The organism is Bacillus sp. CH30_1T, assembly GCF_008364765.1.
In the GTDB taxonomy this organism is placed as follows: domain Bacteria; phylum Bacillota; class Bacilli; order Bacillales; family Bacillaceae_B; genus Rossellomorea.
This window is the reverse complement of record NZ_VTUY01000010.1, coordinates 62,512-85,740: the sequence shown is the minus strand read 5'-3', so window position 1 is coordinate 85,740 and position 23,229 is coordinate 62,512. Positions and strand designations below refer to the sequence as shown.

Below are 23,229 nucleotides of genomic sequence, written 5' to 3'. Positions count from 1 at the left end.
GGGATACTATGGGAAAACCAACTGGATTCATGGAATATAAAAGACAAACATTAGATGAAAGAAATCCAGCTGAACGAACGAAGGATTGGAAAGATTACACCTCTCCTCTTTCGGATGAAGAAGTCAAGAAACAGGGGGCGCGCTGTATGGATTGCGGCGTTCCTACCTGTCAGTCTGGAATGGAAATAAACGGAGCGACAACTGGTTGCCCCGTTTATCACTTAATACCGGAATGGAACGACCTTGTGTACCAGGGACAATGGAAAGAAGCACTTAAGCGCGAGCATCAGATGAACAACTTTCCCGAATTCACCGGATTTGCTTGTCCGGCACCATGTGAAGGAGCATGCGTACTCGGGATCAACGAGCCGCCTGTAGCGATCAGAACTGTGGAACGCTCGATAATCGAAAAAGGGTTTGAAGAAGGCTGGGTCATTCCAGAACCACCCGAATACCGCTCCGGTAAACGGGTGGCGGTCGTAGGTTCTGGTCCGGCAGGATTAGCCTCAGCTGCTCAATTGAATAAAGCAGGCCATCTTGTGACCGTTTTTGAAAAAAATGATCGTGTAGGCGGACTGTTAACATATGGCATTCCAGAAATGAAATTACCTTATTCAGTCGTTAAGCGCCGCGTCGATATTTTAGAGAAAGAGGGCATTGAATTCGTTACGAATACCGAGGTTGGGAAAGACTACACAGTCGAAAACCTGCGTGAAAACTTTGATGCAGTCATACTTTGCGGAGGAGCGGCCGTTCATCGTGACATCCAAGTAGATGGACGAGATTTGAAAGGCGTTCACTATGCAATGGAATTCCTTCATTCGAATACAAAAAGCCTATTGGATTCCAACCTGGAAGACGGAAACTATATTTCTGCTGAAGGAAAAAACGTCATCGTCATCGGTGGTGGAGATACAGGTACAGACTGTTTAGCCACTTCGGTAAGACATAACTGTAAAAGCCTCACTCAGTTTGATATCTATGATAAAAAGGGCGCCATACGTGATGAAGTCGGCAACCCTTGGCCGCAATACCCAGTCATTCACCGGGTCGAGTACGGTCAAAAAGAAGCAGCAGAAGTACTTGGAGAAGATCCACGTGCGTACGCTGTCATGACCAAGAAGTTTGTCGGTGACGAGCATGGTCATATCAAAGAAGTTCATACGATTAATGTAAAGCTTCGTTATGACGAAGATGGAAACAAGATCCGTGATGAAATTCCTGGAACGGAAAAAGTATGGCCAGCAGATCTTGTCCTTCTGGCAATCGGATTCAGTGGTCCGGAACAAGACCTGATCAAAGAGCTTGAAGTCGAAACAAATAGCAATTCCACCGTTAAAGCAGAATACGGCAAATACCTGACCAACGTCGAGGGAGTCTTCGCAGCAGGAGACATGCGCCGGGGCCAAAGCCTCATCGTCTGGGCCATCAACGAAGGCCGTGAAGCAGCACGCGAATGTGACCGCTACCTCATGGGTGGAACTGAATTACCTTAATAGAGGGACGGACCTCCATCGGGCTTTAGATGCCTGATGGGGGTTTTTCTTTGTTTTTTGGATTGTATGTAGTGAATTATGGCAGGGGATGGGTGCTTGGGGTTGAATATTCATCCATATTCACTTCTAAACAGGTTGGAACCAGAATATTTTTTATGGGAGAGGTTTTGTCCAATTTACTAGACAAAGCATCTTGAAGTGAAAAATAGACTGATAGGGGGAAAACAAGATGATGAAATATCTTCAGCGCATTGGTCGTTCGTTGATGCTTCCGGTTGCCGTTTTGCCGGCTGCTGCGATTCTGATGGGGATTGGGTATTGGATCGACCCGACTGGATGGGGCGCGGATAGTCCGATTGCAGCCTTCTTAATCAAGGCTGGCGCTTCGATCATTGATAATATGTCGATTCTGTTTGCAGTCGGTGTAGCACTGGGTATGGCCAAAACGAAGGATGGTTCTGCAGCACTGAGCGGCTTGGTCGCTTATCTCGTGATTACGACACTCCTTTCAACGGACTCAGTTGCACTGCTTCAAGGTGTGGATGCCGCAGCGGTCAATCCGGCATTTGAGAAAATCGGTAATCAGTTTGTCGGGATTTTGTCAGGGATCGTTGCGGCAGCTATGTACAATCGATTCAGTCATGTGAAGCTTCCGGATGCACTTGCCTTTTTTAGCGGAAAAAGATTGGTTCCGATCATGTCGGCGGTTGCCATGCTGGTTGTATCAGGAGTGATGCTGTTTGTTTGGCCGGTCATCTACACTGCTCTAGTATCATTCGGTAAGGAAATCAGTGGATTAAGCTTCACGGGTGCGGGTTTATATGGATTCTTTAATCGATTATTAATTCCTACTGGATTGCATCATGCCTTGAATTCAGTGTTCTGGTTCGACGTTGCCGGTATTAATGATATCGGGAACTTCTGGTCAGGTAAGGGTGAAAAAGGTGTGACGGGTATGTATCAGGCTGGGTTCTTTCCGGTTATGATGTTTGGTCTTCCTGCAGCGGGGCTCGCCATCTATCATGCTGCGAAGCCAAGTAAGAAGAAGCAGGTGGCGTCACTGATGCTGGCAGCCGGTTTTGCTTCCTTTTTTACAGGAGTGACTGAGCCTCTCGAGTTTGCCTTCATGTTTGTGGCACCTGCCCTTTATGTAGCACATGCGGTGTTGACAGGATTATCCCTGGCCATTGCCTCCTTCTTTCAATGGACGGCAGGATTTGGTTTCAGCGCAGGGTTCGTCGATTTTGTCCTGAGTTCAAGACTTCCGTTAGCGAATCTTCCGTACATGCTGCTCATACAAGGTGTCGTATTTGCCCTTCTCTACTATTTCTTGTTCCGTTTCATGATCACGAAATTCAATCTTATGACTCCGGGGCGTGAAGAGGAAAATGAAGATACAGTAGTGGGGAGTGAAACAGTCCTTACTCAAAGCGAAAGGTTTGCAGTGATGGCAACGGAGATTTATGCAGGACTCGGCGGAGATGATAATGTAACATCCGTTGATAACTGTATAACAAGATTGAGAGTGGAAGTGAAGGAAATGGATGCGGTGGATCAGGCTCGAATCAAAGCGACAGGGGTTCCGGGACTTCATGTAGTTGGGGAAAATAGCATTCAAGTGATTGTCGGGACTTCGGTGCAGTTTGTGGCTGATGAGATTGAGAGGATTCGAGGGTAGGGATTGTAGTTAGTTCATAAGAATGGATAGCAAAATGTGTCAGATTTTGCAGAATGGCATATATAACGTAAATATGGCAGATAAATCCCCAACACGGCAGATAAACGAAACCGAAAGCCTTCCGCCGCAACTCCCGCACCATGAGTTGGGGTCTCTTTTTCTTCCAAACTGCAAAAATCTCTCGAATAGTCTATACTTTACCCTATAGAATTCTTTCCCAGAAAGGTTTTTACCATGAAGAAACTTAAAGAATCGGATCTTTATCATCCGATCCAAAAACATTTTCATAAACAGGGTTACCAGGTGAACGGTGAAGTGAACGATTGTGATGTGACTGCCTTTAAAGAAGACGAACTTGTGATTGTAGAGTTGAAGCTTTCATTGAATGTCGAGCTTCTTATTCAAGCGACAAAGCGGCAGAGACTCACAGACCTTGTGTACATTGCGATCCCGAAACCAAAGCGTCCCCGATCAAAGCGGTGGAATGATGTCTGTCACTTGGTTCGCAGATTAGAGCTCGGTCTGATCACTGTCTCATTTACAACGAAAACGCCAAAACTTGATTTTGTCATACATCCGGAAACCTTTGACCGGAATAAGAGCATGAAGAACAGCAAGCGGAAAAGAGAAGCTCTTGTAAAAGAAATCGAAGGGCGCAGTGCAGATTACAATGTAGGTGGCAGCAATAAAACGAAAATCATGACAGCTTACAAGGAAAACTGCATTCAGATTGCCTGTTATCTGGAAAAACATGGGCCCATGTCACCGAGGAACTTAGCTAAGTTGGGTACGGGTGCGAAAACTCCCTCCATTCTTCAGAAGAATTATTACCGCTGGTTTGAGCGGGTAAAAAGGGGAGTTTACCAGGTAACGGAGCAAGGAAAAAAAGAGCTTGAGAAGTATCCCGAACTTGTAAGCTACTACTCTAAGAAAATAGAAGAACAATAGAAAGAGCCTGCCCCGCAACCGGAGAGCAGGCTCTTCTTTGCATCTCACTACTAGTACCCGCATTCTTCACATATACATTACATCAGAGCAGATATCGGGAGGAAGGATAAATGTATGAAAAAGAAGATTGAGAACACGATTCATAAAATGGTGAGTGATCTTCAGCATAAACAGAATGCAGACGGAAGCTGGTCCTTCTGCTTTGAAAATAGCGTGATGACCGATGCATATATGATCATTCTTCTACGTTCCCTTGAGATGGATGATCAAGAGCTTGTGGGACGGCTGGTGAACCGCCTTTGGAAAGTGCAAACAAGGGAGGGGACATGGAAACTTTTTGAGGATGAGAAGGAAGGAAATCTGTCTTCAACGATTGAGGCTTACTTTGCCCTCATGTATAGCGGAAAGGTGAAGGATGATGATAAGAGACTTGTGAAAGCGAAACATTTTATAGAGAAAAAAGGAGGGGTTCACAAGGCTCATTCAATTACGAAAAGTATGCTTGCTATTCATGGACAATATGATTGGAAGTATTTGGTTCCGATTCCCATTGAATTTTTATTGATTCCGAAACAATTCCCTCTGAACTTTTGGGATTTCAGCAGCTACGCACGGGCTCATTTAGCACCACTGCTGCTCCTGAAAGATCAGCGATTCTCATTAAAAACAAAAAACAGACCACAAGTACAACATCTGTCCCGCGGACCATATGAAGTGAGATACAGTGAAAGGGAGCTGAAATTATTTTCGAAAATCAACGAAGGCCTACAGTCCTTAATAAGTATTCCATCCCATCTTCATCAACAGGCCCGGCAGTTTGCACAGCAGTACATGCTGCAACGGATAGAATCAGATGGAACGTATCTTAGTTACTTCAGTTCGACTTTTTATATGATTTATGCCCTTTTGGCTGTGGGATATAAGAAGAGTGATCCCATCATTGTAAAGGCGATACAGGGATTAAAAGAGATGGCATGCGAAACGAAGAAAGGCATTCATATTCAAAATTCTCCCTCAACCATTTGGGACACAGCCCTGATCAGCCATGCCCTTCAGGAAGCGGGGGTGGATGCACGAGACCACTCTATAGAGAAAGCGGTGGAGTACCTTGGTAAAAAGCAACACTTTCGTTATGGAGATTGGGCGATGGAGAGCAGAGTGAAGCCCGGGGGATGGGGCTTTTCAGAGAGCAATAACATTCACCCCGATGTGGATGATACGACAGCGGCTCTCAGGTCCATTACCTATTCAGCTGCAGAGAATCCACTTGTCCGGCAATCATGGGATCGTGGGATTGAATGGGTCATCGGTATGCAAAACCGTGATGGAGGCTGGCCGGCATTTGAAATAAACAAGACGAAAGGTATCCTTACTTCTTTTCCAATGGACGGGTCTGAGGCAGCGGCAATCGATCCATCAACTCCTGATCTAACAGGAAGAACACTGGAATTTCTCGGCAGCCGGGCAGGTCTGACCAAAGACCATCCACAGGTGAATAGGGGGATTCAATGGCTGAAACTGATGCAAAAGGACGAAGGATCCTGGTACGGGCGCTGGGGTGTCTGCTATATCTATGGAACATGGGCGGCCATCACGGGTATGAAAGCAACGGGTGTGCCTTCTTCTGATAAACATATCCAAAGAGCAAAAGCTTGGCTGGAAAGCATTCAACACAAAGACGGTGGCTGGGGAGAATCCTGTTACAGTGATCAGGAAAAGACATACTTGCCTCTTTCCTTCAGCACCCCCTCGCAAACAGCATGGGCACTTGAATCTCTCATCTGTATCGAAGACAAACCAACTCCTGCAATTGACCTGGGTATCATGGCGATTCTCGAATTAATGAATGGAGAAGCAGATGACTCAACCAAAACGTACCCCACGGGAGTCGGTCTGCCAGGGAACTTCTATATTCATTACCATAGCTATCAATGGACTTGGCCCCTGATCACACTCAGTCGGTACAGAGAGAAATACGGGTGAGGGACGGACCTCTTGAGGTCCGTCCCTCCATGCGATAAAATAAAAGTAAGAATTTTCGGACAAAGGTGTGGTTGTATGGTAAAAGTGGATTCGTTTCCTTATCCTTTTAAGGGGGAGGTGTATCGGTATTCCAATAATTCGTTTCCTTTGGATGAGCCGAGTGGTGTGGAGATTACATCGTCTTATCAAAAAGAAATCAAGCTTAAACGGAATCTGCTTACGCATCATCCCGAGCGGTGCTTTCAGTCCCAGCGGCATACCTTGAAAGCTCAATGGGAAATAACAGAACTGGTCATACAACATCTCACTACGTATTATCCTCAACAGTTTTCCCTTGAAAAAAATGAAGGGAAATGGACGTTCCACAATCACATTCTAAATGAACAAACAACATTTATACTCGGGGATGAATCCACTTTATCCATGGAACCACTCGATTTTATCGGTCGACATGTGCAAGAAGATTTAATTTTGATGATGCAGCGGGATGGGGATTTATATTTGGATGCGGGTCAGCTTTGTTTTCCTGCTAATTGGTCCCTTGCGTTTAATACAGGAATGAGTTTTAAGGAGATTCATAAGCCGATTCCAGGTTTTAAAGAAGAAAGCTTGGATCAGCGGATTCTGACGTTTTTAATGCGTATGGAAGCAGGAGACCCATGGATCAGGAGGAATTGGTCGTTAATGGCGGGAAATCACTTGGATACTTCACTTGAAACCTTTGATCAGTGGGGGAAGAACAGAAGGCAAGTTACAGTGGAAAATGCGGGTGAATTCGTTCATATGCGGGTAGAGGTACAGAAATTATTCCGATTACCGGGCTCGAATGGATTACTGTTCACGATTCATACCCACCTCCTCTCACTGGAAAAGTTCACTCGAAACCCGGAATGGACCGAAGAGTTTTATCAGATCCTGCAGGAGCTTCCTTCACATATCTCTGATTACAAAGGGATTTCCTTATTTAATAATGTGGTCATCGAGTATTTGAACGAGAAGCGGGTGATGAAATGAAGAACGAGATAAAGCCAGCGTTCGTCCCAAGTAAACGAAAGTACTTATTTTTTGGTGATCAAAAGGGGATGAAACGGCTGACTCCCATCATTAAAAAAGTAATGAAGGAGAATATCTCCTTTGAAGTGGTTTTCCTGGGTGAAAAGGAAGAAACCGATATCTCACTGTGGTTGCAAAATCAGAAGATGGGCACTTTTCTTTACATAGCAATAGAGTGGTGTAATCTGGAAGAGTTCAAGCACCTAGTCGTAGAAAGTGGTTTTTCTGAAGAGGAAGCGCAGTTTATTGGCAACGGTGTCAGAATGATCGATGTGTTCTGTTACAAATGCCATCAGAAAACAAAGATTGATATCGGAAAATTGGGTAGACTCCCGACGACCTGTTCCCATTGTCACTTAAAGCTGTCCGTTTCCGACCATTACTCTCCATTACAAGGTTCATACCTCGGTTACGCTACCTTAGAAACGGGGAGTGACGGAAGGTGAATCTTCATAAAACAATCCCTGTCCAAGTCAGGTCCATTCATCAGGAAACCCCTGTTGTCAAGAGGTTTACTCTTGTTCATGAGCATAACGAATCCCTTCCATATTTTAGCGGGGGTTCCCATATCACTACATATGTTGAGCTGGGTGGACAAACCATAGCCAGATCGTATTCCTTAACGAATCCACCTGGTCAAAAAGCCGTCTATCAAATCGCCATCCGTCTAAATGAAACGTCTCAGGGAGGATCTCTGTATTGGCATGAACAGATGAAGGTGGGGGATACCTTACGAGTGGGATTTCCTCAAAACCATTTCCCACTGAGTTTTAAAGCAAAACATCATGCATTCTATGCGGCGGGAATCGGCATTACCCCCTTCATGTCCATGATGGCAGAACTCAAAGAGGAGGGACGGACCTTCGAACTTCATTATGCAGTGAAATCAATTGAGACTTGTCCTTTCTACTTCTTTCTATCGGAAAACTATCCTGAGCAGACTCACTTTTATTTTTCAAAAGAAAAGAGATTAACAGATGCAAGTCTTTGGGAACACAGAGTGGGAACCCACGTTTATTTCTGTGGTCCCCCTTCATTTATCGAAGAATTCACCAGAAGTGCCCTTGAGATTGGATATCCTTCGTCAAGTGTTCATTACGAACGATTCACTCCTCAACAGCCGCTAATACGTCGAAGATTTGAAGTGGAATTAACGAGTGGCGAAACCGTTTCTGTTTCGGAAGAAGAGACACTGTTAGAAGCACTGCTCAAGTCAGGGATCCTGGCTCCCTATTCCTGCCGGGCTGGCCGTTGCGGGACGTGTGAATTAAAAGTGTTAGAGGGAAAAGTCGATCATGCTGATTCCTTTCTGAATGAGGAAGAACGGAAGGACCATCGCTCGATTCTGTCTTGTGTATCCCGTGCTCAGTCTGGGAAGTTGCGAATTCAGTTGTGACAGTGGCATACAGGATGTTTTTCTTATAGAGTAAATAATATACAGATCCAGCATAATGTAGAATGACGCTTGAGAAATGGAGGGTTCACCATCACCGATCTAAATACATTATTTCGCAAAAGAATACATTATCCAACCACAGGGAAAATATCCTTTCACCAACTAGATACCATTTTAGAAGAGACAGCTAAAAGCATCCCATTCGAAAATCTATGTGTTATTGGAAATACATTCGCCGATCTTACCAAAGAAAATTTAATGAATAAAATGCTCGTGAAGAACGAAGGTGGTCTATGTTATGAATTGAACTCATTGTTATATTTATTTTTGATCGAAAATCAATTTGATGCGGTTCTTGTTCGTGGAGTTGTTTACAATCATGATAAAGAGCTGTACCAGTCGATAGGAAGAACCCATGTGGTCATATTAGTCTCTCATAAAGATACAACATATGTGATTGATACGGGTTTTGGAGGGAATCTCCCGTTAAAACCAGTACCATTATCGGGAGAAGCAGTCGTCTCTTCAAATGGGGAGTTTAGAATTAAAGAGGTCGACAGTCTCCATGGAGATTATATATTTGAAATGAAATTAAAGCATAAGCATTCGGAATGGAGAACAGGATATGCTTTTGATTCGGGTGATCCCATAAAGAATGTGACTCAATTGAATAACATTCAAACAATTATTGCCAACCATTCAGATTCCCCTTTTAACAAACATCCATTATTGACAAAACGGACGAATGACGGGAATGTGACCTTAACGGATACGTCCTTTACCCACTGGAAGGCCGGAGAGTTAACGAAAAAGGAGATAGACCTTGAAAGTTATAAAGAACTGCTGAATTCCTGGTTTGGTTTCCAGCATACTAAAAAAGACCCGGAATAAATCCGGGTCTGATTATTCACTTCCCTAGAATGGACATGATGCCTTTATAGATAAGGAAAAGTGAGAATATGAGAATAGCTAAAACGCCTATGATGTCCGTTACTGGGGATACACTTGCTAAGAACGTACCTGCTAAAGGAACCTTCAACAATGCGAAACCGGATAGAATACCCGCTACTAACAAAAGAATAAAACGATCCATTCTGTTCCCCTCCTTTCGAGTTATTATATGTTCAAGGTGATAGGAAGTTGAACCCATTCTTATGTAAAAATTCATAAAGAAAAAAGGAATGAGCCTATTCGATAGGTTCATTCCTTTTGTTTCATCAATGAATTATAATCCCAGTTCTTCCAAAATAGAATCAAGTGTTTTACCATCTGCTGACTCTACTGGTGAAGGTGCGTCCTCAACTTGTTCATTTTGTAATAAATAGTTCTCCTGCACAAACTTGATATCGTTAGCGTTGACCCTACCATCAAAATTGATATCTGCTGCACGATGGTCTGTATTCCAAGCATCCTGAATGGCAATGGCATCATAGATATCGATGACGTTGTCCTGGTTGACATCTCCCCCGACAGGATTCAGGTTCGTAGGTCTATGATACTTTCCATAAAGCTCCCCATTGTACTCATAACCGATTCTTTCTGTGTTTTTGGTCAAGAAGTGGCCAGGTACCTGAACTTTTACTTCATATGGATCTTTGCTTAATGGAAGTTTCTCAATGGAATACTCCCCATTTTCCGTGATGGAGGATGGAGTAAAGACGTCTCCGGTTGACTTCTTAAATTCTATTGTTGCGCCAACTTTAGTCCAATCTTTCTTAGCGTTGTAGCCACTTCCACTATCGAATCCTTCCGGGCTTACAAAGCCCCTAATTGAGTTAAAGTCCGGATTTACAGTGAATTCTGCACCAGCATGTAATAGATCCATTGTTTCATTGTTAGAATTCGTTACGGTAACAGTCGGATCCAGGGCGTCTAATTTAGTGAACAGTTCATCTTGAACCTTCACTTGCACATCAACAATCGCGCTATGATCGAATGATTGAATAGGTTCATTGAACGTAACCTTGATCTGGTTTCCATCAAGTGTCAGCGAAGCTTTATCGGAAAATTCCCCGGATAACTTGGCATCGATCACTTCTGGTTGAAATCCGTAATAGTCTTCAAATGTCCAAGTGGCTTCCTTTGCATCTTGAACATTATCCAGTGCTAGAGTTGCCTGTACGGTTTCACCAGTTGTAACGGTTTTCGCATCAGTTTTAAGATACGCATTCGGTGTACCTTCTTTAATGAAGAAATAGTTCTTCATCGCACTATTGTTACCGGCCATATCATAGCCCTTCATTCTGAAGTTAAGGGCTTTCACGTTTTCATTCATCGCAATTTCTTCGACAAACTTACCGTTTTCATCCATATAAAGCGGGGATGAAGGAAATGCTGAATTCCAGTAATAAATCATAAAGTTTTTGGATTGATCTGCGTCCATTCCTGCTTCTTGCATGTCTTCAATAAGTGGATCTGTAATTTCAATCTCAAATGGATAGGTTTCCTGACCTGGTTGATATTCAAGGAACGGTGATTCACCATCCAGGGAACTCTTGAATTGAGGTCCTTCAATGTCGATATAGAAATGCTCTGTTTTTGTTTTTACTTTTCCTTTTGGATCTGTCATCGCGTACTTGATTTTATAGTGACCAGGTTTGGCGATGGACACTTCTTCTGAAACCGGATTTTTCTTGTCGCTTGTAAATGCGTAATAACTACCATTGAATGCTCTTAATAAGTAGTTGTTATCCAGCAGGGAATCCTGCAGATCAAGTGTACCGATTAATCCTAGGTCTTCACCTGTTTCCCCATCCTGCAGGATCACATCCATGCTTTTCATCGGTGAACTAAGGTTGAATTCAACAAGTGCCCATGGATAACGGTATGGTTCAAATCCATGAGTATAATGAGGAGGTGCAAAACTTGAAGATAACAATTCAAGTGTATTAAAGCCTTCCTCTGATCTCTTCACACTGAATGGAACGCGGTAACTTTCTGTTTTATCTTTTTTGTTCGTAACGATTACATATCCTTCATATATACCTTTTGTAGCGGTTTTCGGCATCGTAAGGAATAGATTTGAGGTCTTTTTCTTCCCTCCGTTCACCTTGATGGACTTGTCAGCACTTACGACAACTCCATTTTCTTTGAGGCTTAAGGTGCCTTCCTGTACATTTTCTACAACACGAATGTCAAACGTTTTCTTTTCATCACTATTGTTGGTGATTTCAAAGCTTTTTTGTACGCGGAGGTGAGCTCCTTCAGCCACTACCTGATTACCGAAGCTCAATCCGCCTGTCGGATTATCGATCGGGATCAGTTCTTCTCCACTAGGAATCAACGTCTCATCTTTGATTTGAATCTTTGTCTGACTGTGAAGGGCTTGATACGGATCCACTCTTCCTGCACCTACTTCAAATACGCTGTAATCCCCATTTAATGGATCAGCAGAGTTCATGAGAATGGTTTTAATATCAGCAGGCTCAAGATCCGGATTCTCTCCTAACAGTAAAGCTGCAACTCCCGCAGTGAAAGGAGAAGCCATAGAGGTTCCTGATAATCTCGAGTAAGCATACTGATAGTCATCCGTTTTTTCTGGATCGATCATATAGGAAGGGAAGGTCGACAGAACGCTGACTCCGGGAGCTACCACTTCAGGTTTCGTATCATAGCTCTTATTAACAGGACCTCTTGAACTGAAATCGGCTAAATGGTCACCCTCAGTCATGCTTTCTTCTAAGTTTGTAAAGGTGAAGTTGGATGTTCCACTGGTCATCGCAGCTTTCAATTCTTCCCCGGCAGCCAGTGTCATAGAGAAGGCTGGGACATAATTTGTTGATTCCCCAAGATTATATCCTACATGGCCTTCAGCATTGTTATACATAATCACAGCTTTGGCACCATGTTCCTTAGCAAATTTCACTTTGTCATTCAGTGCGAAATTTCCTCGCTGAACAAAGGCAATTTTTCCTTCTACATTTTTATTCTCATAGTCTTCTTCATAACCGAGGCCAACATCTACCAATTCTAAGGATTGATCTTCTAAACTGGCAAATGAATGTACGAACCCTCTTGCCATACTCACAATTTCCGCTGACCATCCATCTGACGTTTGCCCGGTAAAAGTGGTTTGTGAGACAGGAACATCACTTGCTCCTACTGTTAACGCTAAAGCAGCTGTACCAGGGGAGCCGAGGGTAAAGTCATTTGGTCCTGCATTCCCTGCTGAAACAACGGCTGTCACACCGTTTAATACGGCATAATTAAGGGCTGTACTTGTAGGATAATATGGATCATTGACACTGGCGCCTAATGAAAGGTTGATGACATCCATTCCATCCTGAACAGATTTTTCAATTCCGGCAAGGACGTCTTCTGTGTAACCACTTCCGTAAGGGCCGAGGACGCGATACACATATAGATCTGCATCTGGGGCAACACCCTCTACGGATACTTCACTATCATTCTCGTTTTGTCCTACGATGGTTCCGGATACATGAGTACCATGAGAAGTATAATAGGAACTTCCCGTATAACTGAACTCCGGTTCACTCGTACTCTTCCAATCTTCATACGTTGCTTCCATTGGGTCCGCATCATCGTCAACAAAGTCATATCCACCTTTGTAAGCATCTTTCAGGTCAGGATGGTTATAGTCAACGCCTGTGTCGATGACACCGACTTTGATTCCATCTCCCGTAATTCCTTCCTTATGTAGTTCATCTACATTTAAATATGGGATGCTTTCAACAGACGTTGTGATTTCTCTCTCAACATCATTTGGAAGATCTTGTTTAACAGGATCGATCGTAAATGCCTGATTTTTAAACACAGCTTTAACGGCTTCGGATTTAAGCAGTTGTTCTACTTGATTAGCAGGAAGGGTCATCGCTACACCGTTATACGCTTCTTTATAGGTTTGGGTGATTTTTGGCGCTACTTTTTTTCCTTTTAAGTGGCTTGTAGATAGATGCTTTACTACATCTTCTTTAAAAATCTTATGTTCTTTCTCCACTTGGGCTTTGGCGTCTGCTTTCTTTATTGATTTTCCTTGTACTTCCGCTTCTAATACAGCTACATGTCCAGGTTTGGATTTAAATTGGACGATAACGGAGATCTCTTCGTCAGATGCCAATTCACTCGACTGAAATCCTTGGAGGCCCTCTGCGTTATTTACCTCCAGTTGATGCAAGGCTTGTCTTTGTTCTTCAGTCAAGGAAGATAAAACTGTTTCTGCTTTCCAACCCTCAGCTGTAGCTGTTGGCATGGAGTAGTTCGACACTGGGGATAACAGTAATCCAGTGGATAGTGCAATCACAGCCGATTTCTTTGTGATGGAAGATCCTTTCATCATTTCTACCTCTTTTCTGTTGTTGGTTAGATTATTCTAAAGATTAGTACAATTCTTATTGTAAATACAAAGTTATCATGTTTGTATGGGGGTTTATTTAGGGACCATTTAACTATTAATTAGTGTAATTTCATTGATTTTTGTCTGATTTTGAAAGGAGTTTCAGGAGAAAAGATGTAAAAAAATGATGGTGAATGGGGGTTATGACCAATGCCAACGGTCTATGTGAAAAAAAAAGAAAAATGAGGCTGGGACAAAACTAAAAAAACAAGATAAAAAGTCGAACAATAGAAGTGTAGGTTCTTCATACCGCTAATGATTTCCGTGCAAGACTACGCTTTCCGCAGGTAGCCCGTGAGCCTCCGCGGCAAGCCTGCGGGGTATCACATAAGCTACATTCCCGCAGGAGTCAGCTAAAATCAAATGATTCGAAAATAAATAATAAACCCGAACAAATCTGCACACTAAGAAGCAGGTTTGTTCGGGTTTGACTTAGGCTAAAAAACTTTTGTCCCAGCCTCATTCAATACGAGGGCTACTCTAATTCATAATAACTAATTTCATTTGACATCTTATCGGATGCAAGTCTAAAACCTTTCTCTGATTGTCCGGTTTTCACATAATATAAATATAGTTGTCTTTCATAATGCTGATACATCAACTGGCTCCCCGTTTTTCTGAAATGGGGGAGAGCTGTACGTTCAATATACTCATATAATTCTTTTTCATTCTCATTTATGGTAAGTAAGTAAATCTCAAAGAATACATGGCTTGGATCCTGATGCTGAGTGGCCATATTCAGTCCTTTTGTCGCTAAGTGATTGAGTTCCCGGGAAGATAGTAGGCGCCCTTTCATGCAAGCAAGTATATATCCACTGAGCGTCACTAAATAATTTGATGCCGGCGTATCGTCATGGATAAGATTTAATGCGCTTTCATAGGATGCCTTTGATTCAGAATATCGTTTTCTCCTAAAATATTCGAATCCAAGATTGTTATGGATCTTATGCGCCCGATCGTTTGAATTGACTGATTCACAGACTCTGAGGAGTTTATCATACTGTTGTTTTGTTTCTTCCATATCAAAGGGTTCTTTGGCATTCAATTGGATTAAAATTAAGGTTTCCGAATCGATAACCCTAAGGATATTCAATGTTTTCTGGAAAAATTGCAAAGCTTTTTGCCCATAATAATAGGCAAAGGTGTTTGAATGAATGGAATGATACGCTAATGCCAAATGAAAATAATATTCGGAGTTAGGATATTCATCGTCAATCTGTTTCAATACTTTTATGCAAGAGTTAAATTGTCTTGTTGAATGATAGTAGATCCCTTTGACATGAAGCAATAAATTTTGTTCGAAAGGGGATAGAGAATAGTTTTTGTTTTCGAACATGCCCAGGATTTCCTTTGCTTTTTCATGTTTGTTCAAAAATAAATAATATCTTGCCAGGAAAAGGTTGTATTGAATGATGAAGTCAGATAGAAACCTTAAAGGTTCCTTTTCAATTTCCCCTTTAAGTTGATGGATTTCATTGGTTCGAATCATAATAATCGCATCGTTCCATTCTGATAGTTTAGCCTGTAAGGAATGATAGCGGGAACGTTCAACATTCATATCGATTCCAAGCTTCCTAGCAAGTAAATCAGTAATTTCACTTGAATACTCTGTGATGCCTCTTTCGATTTTACTAAGATGTGTAGTGGAACAGATACCCTGTGCAAGCTGTTCCTGAGTCAATCCTGAATCTTCTCGATGAAATTTAATTAATTTACCTTCAATCATAGTACACCCCGAGTGAACAGTTTATTTATCATTATAGGGAAATATCTTTGTTTGTTCTATAGATGGGAGACAAGACGGAGGTCTGAAGGCAAAAACATCCAAATCCAATAGAATCTGCGTAACTTTACGAAAAGAGGTAGTGCTACATAAATCAACAAGTCCAATAAGACAAAATTCCTTTTCAACTTTATCCCTCTTCCTTTTTTTTACTGATACTATTCATTCGGACAAAAAGGGAAGAAGTTTCACAGTATGAGTTACCTATCCAAATGTGTCCCAATTCTCATTTGAAAGTGAGATGATAATTGCCTTTTTAAACACTCAGAGCTTAGAAAACTCTGAGTGTTATTGTTATATTAGTTAGTCAGTGAATCAGGGATTGTTTATAAAATAAGCGCGCGATTCTTTCTATGCTCTTTTCGTAAGGGAGCCGTTTTGAATAGTCGCGTTTCTTCTTCCGTTTTAGGAATGACTTTGGTACCGGCTTCGGTTTCCCATCTTCATCAACGGCGACCATTGTCAGGAATGATTCCGTCGTCAAGGTTTTGACACTCGTTACGAGATTCGTAGAAAAAACCTTTACATACACTTCCATTGATGTCCTCCCTGTGGAAGTGACGTATGCCTCCAGGCTTAAAGCATCGCCGACCGTGGCGGATGATAAGAAGTCGACGGAGTCAATCGATGCCGTGACGACGACTGAACTGGAATGTTTCATGGCGGATAGTGCCGCAATCTCATCAATATAGGATAAAACCTTTCCTCCAAAGATGGTTTGCATATGATTGGTGTCAGGCGGCAATACCAATTTTGTTTGTATGGTTCGTGAACGTTCGACTGAATAGGCTTGCTCCATTTTCTCATCTCCCTGTTTGCATTATGAAACAAAAAAGCATCTCCTTTTAAAAAAGAAGATGCGGCTATTCCGGGCGAACGTTCAGAGTACAGTGATTCCTCTGGTGACGTCTCATTAGCACAACACCCTCCTATCTCCCGTAGGAACTTCTGTGTTCTTCCCATTCTGGCAGGTCTCCTGGCTCAGCGTCAGCGAATTCGTATTCCTTCCCATTTCGATTCGAAACAGTGGATTCATACGAATTCTCAGCCTTACAGTGGCGGGACCGCGTTGGACTTTCACCAACTTCCCTTTTAAGAAAATGAACTGAAAATCATCTTCACCAATGAGCAATGATTAAATTGTGAACGCTTTTATTTTATCATAACCCTTAGTGAGTGAGGAGAATGATTATGGTAAGATTTATAAATACGTGCTTTTCAAAAAGGTAGTGAGGTCTGAAAAATGCCACAAGACAAAATACAAAGAAATCAAATCGATAAAGTAGTAGAGTTTATCGATTTACATCTAAGCGAAGACTTATCCTTAGAACAGCAAAAGTGAAGATTGCTTATTTTCCAGAGTGTTCAACCGTCAATCGATATCATATGGGTTCCTATATAGAAGGCATTCCAGAAACGTGGCAGGATCTTTATCGTTGGGGAAATGCAAGAAGTCTATTTGGGTAATATAAGGATTGCTCTTTGGTACACCAAATATCAAAGGGTCGTAATAGGAGATCATCTTATTATTTTTACCGGGCTTGGGGCAGTACATGGATTGTTTTTATAGCTTGAATACTTGAACCTTTTACAGGTTCGGGCTTTTTTTATATAAAATCAGGGAATTCGCCCATTTTATTGAAACTTTTCGTCATCTTTTTCGTAGATAGTATTGTAGCTAGCACTTTTATTTAAAATTAAATCAGATTCCATTCTGGTTTAAACAAAATGTCGAGAGGGGTTGTCAGAATGCTAGGATCATTAAGTATTATCGGATTTTTCATGTTCCTGATTCCTGTTCTGGTTATTGCAGCTATTGCAGGAATTGCCTATTATTTCTGGATGAGGTTTCGTTATCGTACAGCGAGATCCAACCAGGCACTGATCATTACCGGACCTAAACTGGGGGATCCTGAAAAGGAAACGAATATTTTCACCGACCAGGAAGGGCGTTCCATGAAAATCATCAGAGGTGGGGGGTACAGATTAAGACGTTTCCAAACATCCACACCTGTTAATCTTACATCCTTCCAATTAAAGCTATCGACACCAAGAGTATACACAAATGGCGGAGTACCGATCGTTGCAGACGCAGTGGCGATGGTGAAGGTGGCCGACACATTAAACGGGATCGCGAACTATGCCGAGCAGTTCCTTGGTAAGGATCAAAAAGAAATTGAAGATGAAATCATCGAGGTACTAGGAAGTAATCTTCGTGCGATTCTTTCAAAAATGACTGTTGAAGACATTAACAGCAACCGTGAAAAATTTAACGCTGACGTATCTGAAATTGCCCAGAAACAGCTAGATCTCATGGGCTTCAAAATTACGTCACTCGGTTTAACTGACATAAGAGATGCAGACGAAGAAAATGGATACTTAAAAAATCTTGGTCGTCCACGTATCGCCGAGGTTCGTAAGCAAGCTGAAATTGCAGAAGCAAACACCGAGCGTGAAACCCGTATTCACCGAGCCCAAACCGATCAGGAAGCTAAAGAGGAAGAATACAAGCGTCAAATTACCATTGCCCAATCGAAAAAAGAGAAGGACATCAAAGACGCAGCCTTCAAAGAAGAAACAGAGCGGGCAAGAGCAAAATCCGAACAGTCCTATGAGTTGGAAAAAGCCAAACTTACCAAGGAAGTGAAAGAAGAAGAGTTAACCCTTCAATTCCTTGAGCGTGAACGTGCCGTTAAGCTTGAAGCAGAAGAATCAAAAGTTCGTAAAACGAAAGCCGATGCCGAATACTACGAAACCACCCGTAAAGCGGAAGCCGAAGCGCGCAAGGCTGAAATTGACGGGGAAGCAAAAGCCAAAATCCGAAGAGAAGAAGGTTCTGCCGAAGCCGATGTTATCAGAGAACGTGGTAAAGCGGAAGCAGAATCCCGTAAACTGCTGGCAGAAGCAATGGAGAAACATGGCGATGTCATCATTACCGAGAAATTAATCGAAATGCTGCCCGTTTTCGCAGAGAAAATTGCCCAGCCTCTTAACAATATTGACTCTGTTAAAATCATTGATTCCGGTAATGGCCAGGGAGTTCCTTCCTTTGGGAAAAGCATCACCAGAACCATGCTTGACATGCAGGAACCGTTACGGGAAATGACTGGCATCGATGTAGGTGAATTACTGAAGTCATATGCAAACAGATCCCATGAAAGACCTTATCAGCCAGCAATTTCAGAGTCGGCTGACAAGGAAGTTGCCGTGACGACCGAAAAGGAAGAAGCAGATATAAAAGAAGAGAGTCAAAGTAAATAAAGAGAAGGAGATGTCTCGGGTGTGTGGAGACATCTCTTTTCTATGTTATGGAAAATCGAGTTCTTTGAAGTGCCTAATACTGCAATAAAAAGGTGGCAGGCACGAAATCATTTGTGCCTGCCACCTATTGTGTATGAAATAACTGGTACTCAGATTTATTTAGGTTCAACTGCTGAATATAGAGAGATATTTAACAGATGAAATCAACAGAAAATTTGCCTGTTAAAAATATTCGAAAATTCAACAGGCAAATATCTCAAGAAATTCAACAGTCAAACAACCCCAACAACCCCAACAACCCCATCAACCCCATCAACCCTCTACCTCAACCTCAATATGCCGGGCACCTTTAACATCAAATAATCCTAAATCTGTCAGCTTCAACTCGGGGATCACAGGCAAAGTGAGAAAAGAGAGAGTCAGAAATGGATTAAAGTCCCCGGTGAATCCTAATTCTACAAACGCATTTTTTAACTCCCGGAGCCCTGATACCACTTCTTCAAATCCCTGCTCGGACATTAACCCTGCAATCGGTAATGGAAGAGAGGCTATTATATTTCCGTCTCTCGCCATCACGAGGCCGCCATTTATTTCGTTAAGCGCCTCAATCGTTTGCAGGATATCACGATCATTTGTACCAGTTGAGACAATATTGTGGGAATCATGAGCAATGGTGGTAGCGATGGCTCCTTTTTTCAATCCGAATCCTTTTACAATGCCCAAACCAATGTTTCCTGTCCCTTTATGTCTCTCAACGACAGCCATTTTAAGGTGATCCCTTTGAATGGAAGGGATAAAGAATCCATCCTCTACTTGAACCTTTTCAATCCGTTTATTGGTCCTAAGATGGTTAGGGATGATTTCGATGATATGTGCTTTTTTTGTACCGCCAATTTCAATTTGGAGATGCTTTTCAGTGAGCTCAGGAATATGAACAGTTGAAGTCAGAGATGGCTTTGGCGCCGGTTTTACAATTGAGTTGCCGACAAACTGACCATGTGCAGCTACTTGTTTCCCATCTTTGTACACCTCTGATATAGAGACCGTCTTTATATCATCCAATAATACAAAATCCGCATCGTATCCAGGTGCAATTGCGCCTTTGGTGTTTAATCCATAACATTCAGCAGCATTCAAAGTAGCGATGCCAATCGCCAATAGAGGATCGAGTCCTTCTTTGATGGCTAAGCGGATATTGTGATCGATACTGCCTTCTTCCATTAAGTCATCCAAGTGCTTATCATCTGTACAGAATAGACAACGTCTGGCATTTCTTTCGTTCACTACACCTATAAGTGCCTTCAAATCCTTGGCCACGGATCCTTCGCGAATCAGAACATACATACCTCGTCGTATTCGTTCCAATGCTTCAGGAACGGTGGTGCATTCATGATCGGTTCGAATACCTGCGGTTTTATAAACATTGATCGCATTTGTATCAAGCCCCGCTAGATGTCCGTCCATATTGTGACTATACTCCGAAGTGACAGTGATTTTATCAACAATGGAATCCCCACCTTTTTGAAGGGAAGGGTAGTCCATTACCTCTGCCAGTCCAAGGACACGCTCATGGGTATAGAAAGGTTCCAGCTCTTTTGCTGTCAGCGTTGCTCCTGTATTTTCAAATGGAGTTGCCGGCACGCAGGATGGAAGCATGGTAAACACATCTAATGGTATGTCCCCTGAATCATCGAGCATGAATACAATTCCTTCTTCTCCGGCTACATTCCCGATTTCATGGGGGTCTGTAATAACGGTCGTGACCCCATGAGGAAGGACGACTTTTGCAAATTCGGATGGGGTGACCATGGAGGATTCAATGTGAACATGGGCATCGATAAAGGACGGACTTATATATCTCCCTTTGGCGTCTATTACCTGTTTCCCTTCAAATTCTCCAATTCCAACGAACATTCCATCCGTAATTGCGACATCTCCATCCATGATTTCAAGATTAAACACATCTATTATTTTCCCATTTTTTATAACAATGTCTGCGAGGCTTTCTTTATTCGCAGCTGCAATCCTTTTTTTCAATATAACTTTATTTGTATCCATGGAATCCTCTCCTTATCTAAATAAAAACCCCGGGATTCACCCAGGGGTTGTCATAGAGAGAGAAGAGAAGGGACTCCTGCCCCTGCTCCCTCTCGTAGTCAAACCATTTACGGTAGTTTGGTAGAAACTTTTGGACCATATTTCCAATATTATACGAGTATGTGGATAAAATTATTTGTTGAAATGATTATTTCACATTTTATCTGCATCGGATGGAATGTGTCAATGGAAAAGTCGCTTATCAAAAGATACGCGCCTCTTAGAACCATTTTCGGTCCCAGTGAAAAAACGCATGCTTAATCTGATTACGTGCACATGTTATTTTGACAGGGAAATCCATAATTACATAGAACGATTGGTTGTCTATACAGAACTGGTCGAAAAGAATAAAGGAATTTGAAGAGCTCATCTCCAATTACGAGGAAGATAAGTTCTTTTATTTCCATAAAAATCCTTTACACAAACCTGATTTCCTTTACTATTAATAGAGAGAGTTTTCTGAAAAACATTTTGGAGGTTAAGATGAAATTAAAAATTATTCATACCAATGATCTACACAGCCATTTTGAAGCGTTTTCAAGAGTAGCATCCTTGATAAAAGCTCATAAAGACGAGAACACACTTATTCTTGATGGGGGGGACTTTGCTGATTTCAGAAGCGTCGAGCTTCAAGGAACGAGAGGAATGGCAGCTATCGAACTACTGGAATCTGTCGGCTATGATGCGTTAACAATTGGAAACAATGAAATGTTCAATGGATTCGATACGCTTGAGCATATGGCAAGCAATACTACCGTACCGTTTATTAGTAATAATCTTTATAGAAAAGATAAAACGGTGGCCAATGGGGTAAAATCAAGTGTCATTCTGGAAATAAAAGGTTTGCGTATCTTGATTACAGGCTCGTCCCCGGACTTAGAGAGTTTCAATGACGGTCTGGGTGTTCATATTACCGATTATAAAAATGCAATCGTTGAGGAAATAGAACGTAATCGTGGAAACTATGATGTTTGCATTCTTCTCAATCATGTAGGGACACTAGCAGATGATGAGCTGGCGAATGAACTGGATGGAGTAGATATCATCCTATCTGCTCATGACCACAAGCTTTATCGACAAGCAAAAGAAATGAACGGGACCGTGATGAATAGTGCCGGTTGTTATGGGGAATACATTGGAATTGTGGAAGTGGATGTAACAAAGGATGGTGTCAAATTACTCCGGGGGGAAACAATTGATACCGCGTCATCTCCTATTGATAAAGAGGTCATTGCCATTTTAAAAGAAAATAAAGAGAAGGCGATTGACGTATTAAGCAGATCATTATATAAACTCGACCAGTTCCTCTGGCATGATGTGATTGAAGAGAATCCAATTACGAATTTAATCGCCGACGGTTTGCAGGACATGCTGAAATGCGATCTTGGCTTGATCAATAGTGGAATAGTGAACGCTGGTGCATTTGATTATATCAGCAATAAAAAATTGATCGAAATCTGTCCATCTCCCTTGAATCCTACGTCCTTTGACATTCAAGGAAAGCATATTCGTACGGCCATCCAGCAGTCTCTGGATGCTCAAGTTTGTTTAGCTGATGGAAGAGGTCCAGGATTCCGGGGGAAATTCGTTGGAAGGCTCCATGTTTCAGGAGCAGAGATTACTCATGATGGTAAAAGAGTATCGGAAATCTTCATTGGGAATGCTCTTCTGGAAGATGAGAAGTGGTATTCTGTTGCGTCCTCTGATTATTTGCAAAGAGGATCCGGCTATGAATCCCTCGCCCATAACCGGAATGAAAAATACCTGGCGGAAGAAATCCGCGATGTGATACGGATGTATGGGGATCGGAAGGATTTTATCGAGAAAGCTTATGTGACCAGGTGGAAGGAAAGTAGAGAGGTCATGGTTTAGAATTCATATGAGGCGCAAGAGTGCATGGGTGCTTTTGAATGTGAATGTAGAAAAACATCAGCTAAATAACACATATGAATATGCCTTATTCTATGAAACTCACACCGGCTTCAAGTAAAATAGACTTAACTACTTGTACGACTTGTTCCTACCGAAATGGCCAATCGCCTGTACGAAGCAACGAATAGCATGAAAGAATTATGGATAGTACCAGGGGCCGGTCACACAGAAGGTTTTACGATGGAAGAGAAGGAATACAAAAAACGAGTGAAGGGATTCATTGAAAAAGCGATGAACTCATAAAAGGGG

At 42.2% G+C, this 23,229-nt stretch carries 15 protein-coding genes, 1 pseudogene and 2 riboswitches; of the genes and pseudogenes, 11 read left to right on the top strand and 5 right to left on the bottom strand.

Features of this window, described 5'->3' with window-relative positions; all coding sequences use genetic code 11:
* Window positions 1-8 precede the first annotated feature (8 nt).
* The 8 genes from F0342_RS19405 (at window position 9) to F0342_RS19370 (ending at window position 9,445) form a co-directional block, all read left to right on the top strand.
* Complete coding sequence (locus tag F0342_RS19405; protein ID WP_149157495.1) at window positions 9-1,496, top strand: glutamate synthase subunit beta; 1,488 nt, start codon at window positions 9-11, stop codon at window positions 1,494-1,496.
* Between the two features lie 229 nt (window positions 1,497-1,725).
* Window positions 1,726-3,174, top strand: coding sequence for an N-acetylglucosamine-specific PTS transporter subunit IIBC (nagE, locus tag F0342_RS19400; RefSeq protein ID WP_149157494.1), 1,449 nt, complete (start codon window positions 1,726-1,728; stop codon window positions 3,172-3,174).
* A gap of 234 nt (window positions 3,175-3,408) precedes the next feature.
* The gene (locus F0342_RS19395; protein WP_149157493.1) at window positions 3,409-4,122 is read left to right on the top strand and encodes a DUF2161 domain-containing phosphodiesterase; all 714 of its coding nucleotides are present in this window, start codon (window positions 3,409-3,411) and stop codon (window positions 4,120-4,122) included.
* A 114-nt stretch (window positions 4,123-4,236) separates the two neighbouring features.
* Complete coding sequence (shc, locus tag F0342_RS19390) at window positions 4,237-6,105, top strand: squalene--hopene cyclase (protein ID WP_149157492.1); 1,869 nt, start codon at window positions 4,237-4,239, stop codon at window positions 6,103-6,105.
* A gap of 75 nt (window positions 6,106-6,180) precedes the next feature.
* Window positions 6,181-7,119, top strand: a complete 939-nt coding sequence (locus F0342_RS19385; RefSeq protein WP_149157491.1) for a heme-dependent oxidative N-demethylase family protein — start codon at window positions 6,181-6,183, stop codon at window positions 7,117-7,119.
* Window positions 7,116-7,604 carry a hypothetical protein gene (locus F0342_RS19380; protein ID WP_149157490.1) on the top strand — a complete coding sequence of 163 codons (489 nt, stop codon included), beginning with the start codon at window positions 7,116-7,118 and terminating at the stop codon, window positions 7,602-7,604. Before F0342_RS19385 ends, F0342_RS19380 begins: the two co-directional genes overlap by 4 nt.
* The gene (locus F0342_RS19375) at window positions 7,601-8,554 is read left to right on the top strand and encodes a PDR/VanB family oxidoreductase (RefSeq protein WP_149157489.1); all 954 of its coding nucleotides are present in this window, start codon (window positions 7,601-7,603) and stop codon (window positions 8,552-8,554) included. The genes F0342_RS19380 and F0342_RS19375 overlap by 4 nt, the downstream gene beginning before the upstream one ends.
* Window positions 8,555-8,623: 69 nt before the next feature.
* Window positions 8,624-9,445, top strand: a complete 822-nt coding sequence (locus F0342_RS19370) for an arylamine N-acetyltransferase family protein (RefSeq protein WP_316252634.1) — start codon at window positions 8,624-8,626, stop codon at window positions 9,443-9,445.
* Between the two features lie 16 nt (window positions 9,446-9,461).
* Here F0342_RS19370 and F0342_RS19365 read toward each other — a convergent pair whose 3' ends face one another.
* The 4 genes and pseudogenes from F0342_RS19365 to F0342_RS19350 all read right to left on the bottom strand — a co-directional run bounded on the left by F0342_RS19365 (window position 9,462) and on the right by F0342_RS19350 (window position 16,489).
* Window positions 9,462-9,647 carry a hypothetical protein gene (locus F0342_RS19365; RefSeq protein ID WP_148968056.1) on the bottom strand — a complete coding sequence of 62 codons (186 nt, stop codon included), beginning with the start codon at window positions 9,645-9,647 and terminating at the stop codon, window positions 9,462-9,464.
* Between the two features lie 132 nt (window positions 9,648-9,779).
* Window positions 9,780-13,850: a S8 family serine peptidase gene (locus F0342_RS19360; RefSeq protein ID WP_262481820.1), complete on the bottom strand. Its 4,071-nt coding sequence runs from the start codon at window positions 13,848-13,850 to the stop codon at window positions 9,780-9,782.
* Between the two features lie 532 nt (window positions 13,851-14,382).
* Complete coding sequence (locus F0342_RS19355) at window positions 14,383-15,633, bottom strand: helix-turn-helix domain-containing protein (RefSeq protein WP_149157488.1); 1,251 nt, start codon at window positions 15,631-15,633, stop codon at window positions 14,383-14,385.
* Window positions 15,634-16,016: 383 nt separating this feature from the next.
* Window positions 16,017-16,489: pseudogene (locus F0342_RS19350) on the bottom strand (acyl-CoA thioesterase).
* A gap of 150 nt (window positions 16,490-16,639) precedes the next feature.
* Window positions 16,640-16,831, bottom strand: a riboswitch (cobalamin riboswitch).
* A 608-nt stretch (window positions 16,832-17,439) separates the two neighbouring features.
* On the opposite strand from F0342_RS19350, the gene F0342_RS19345 reads away from it, so the two are divergent.
* Complete coding sequence (locus F0342_RS19345; RefSeq protein WP_262481819.1) at window positions 17,440-18,951, top strand: flotillin family protein; 1,512 nt, start codon at window positions 17,440-17,442, stop codon at window positions 18,949-18,951.
* A gap of 312 nt (window positions 18,952-19,263) precedes the next feature.
* On the opposite strand, the gene ade is transcribed toward F0342_RS19345, so the two are convergent.
* Window positions 19,264-21,009 carry an adenine deaminase gene (gene ade / locus F0342_RS19340; RefSeq protein WP_149157487.1) on the bottom strand — a complete coding sequence of 582 codons (1,746 nt, stop codon included), beginning with the start codon at window positions 21,007-21,009 and terminating at the stop codon, window positions 19,264-19,266.
* A gap of 75 nt (window positions 21,010-21,084) precedes the next feature.
* Window positions 21,085-21,186, bottom strand: a riboswitch (purine riboswitch).
* Between the two features lie 345 nt (window positions 21,187-21,531).
* Here ade and F0342_RS19330 point away from each other — a divergent pair.
* Window positions 21,532-22,920, top strand: a complete 1,389-nt coding sequence (locus F0342_RS19330) for a bifunctional metallophosphatase/5'-nucleotidase (RefSeq protein WP_149157486.1) — start codon at window positions 21,532-21,534, stop codon at window positions 22,918-22,920.
* A 156-nt stretch (window positions 22,921-23,076) separates the two neighbouring features.
* A complete protein-coding gene (locus F0342_RS25020; protein WP_188048625.1) occupies window positions 23,077-23,223 on the top strand; it encodes a hypothetical protein in 147 nt (48 codons plus the stop codon).
* Window positions 23,224-23,229: the final 6 nt, after the last annotated feature.

What these genes read in the sequence shown, in the direction of transcription:
- F0342_RS19405 (WP_149157495.1), top strand. Translation starts at nt 9, where the DNA reads ATGGGAAAACCAACTGGATTCATGGAATATAAAAGACAAACATTAGAT.
- nagE (WP_149157494.1), top strand. Translation starts at nt 1,726, where the DNA reads ATGATGAAATATCTTCAGCGCATTGGTCGTTCGTTGATGCTTCCGGTT.
- F0342_RS19395 (WP_149157493.1), top strand. Translation starts at nt 3,409, where the DNA reads ATGAAGAAACTTAAAGAATCGGATCTTTATCATCCGATCCAAAAACAT.
- shc (WP_149157492.1), top strand. Translation starts at nt 4,237, where the DNA reads ATGAAAAAGAAGATTGAGAACACGATTCATAAAATGGTGAGTGATCTT.
- F0342_RS19385 (WP_149157491.1), top strand. Translation starts at nt 6,181, where the DNA reads ATGGTAAAAGTGGATTCGTTTCCTTATCCTTTTAAGGGGGAGGTGTAT.
- F0342_RS19380 (WP_149157490.1), top strand. Translation starts at nt 7,116, where the DNA reads ATGAAGAACGAGATAAAGCCAGCGTTCGTCCCAAGTAAACGAAAGTAC.
- F0342_RS19365 (WP_148968056.1), bottom strand. Translation starts at nt 9,647, where the DNA reads ATGGATCGTTTTATTCTTTTGTTAGTAGCGGGTATTCTATCCGGTTTC.
- F0342_RS19360 (WP_262481820.1), bottom strand. Translation starts at nt 13,850, where the DNA reads ATGATGAAAGGATCTTCCATCACAAAGAAATCGGCTGTGATTGCACTA.
- F0342_RS19355 (WP_149157488.1), bottom strand. Translation starts at nt 15,633, where the DNA reads ATGATTGAAGGTAAATTAATTAAATTTCATCGAGAAGATTCAGGATTG.
- F0342_RS19345 (WP_262481819.1), top strand. Translation starts at nt 17,440, where the DNA reads ATGCTAGGATCATTAAGTATTATCGGATTTTTCATGTTCCTGATTCCT.
- ade (WP_149157487.1), bottom strand. Translation starts at nt 21,009, where the DNA reads ATGGATACAAATAAAGTTATATTGAAAAAAAGGATTGCAGCTGCGAAT.
- F0342_RS19330 (WP_149157486.1), top strand. Translation starts at nt 21,532, where the DNA reads ATGAAATTAAAAATTATTCATACCAATGATCTACACAGCCATTTTGAA.
- F0342_RS25020 (WP_188048625.1), top strand. Translation starts at nt 23,077, where the DNA reads ATGGCCAATCGCCTGTACGAAGCAACGAATAGCATGAAAGAATTATGG.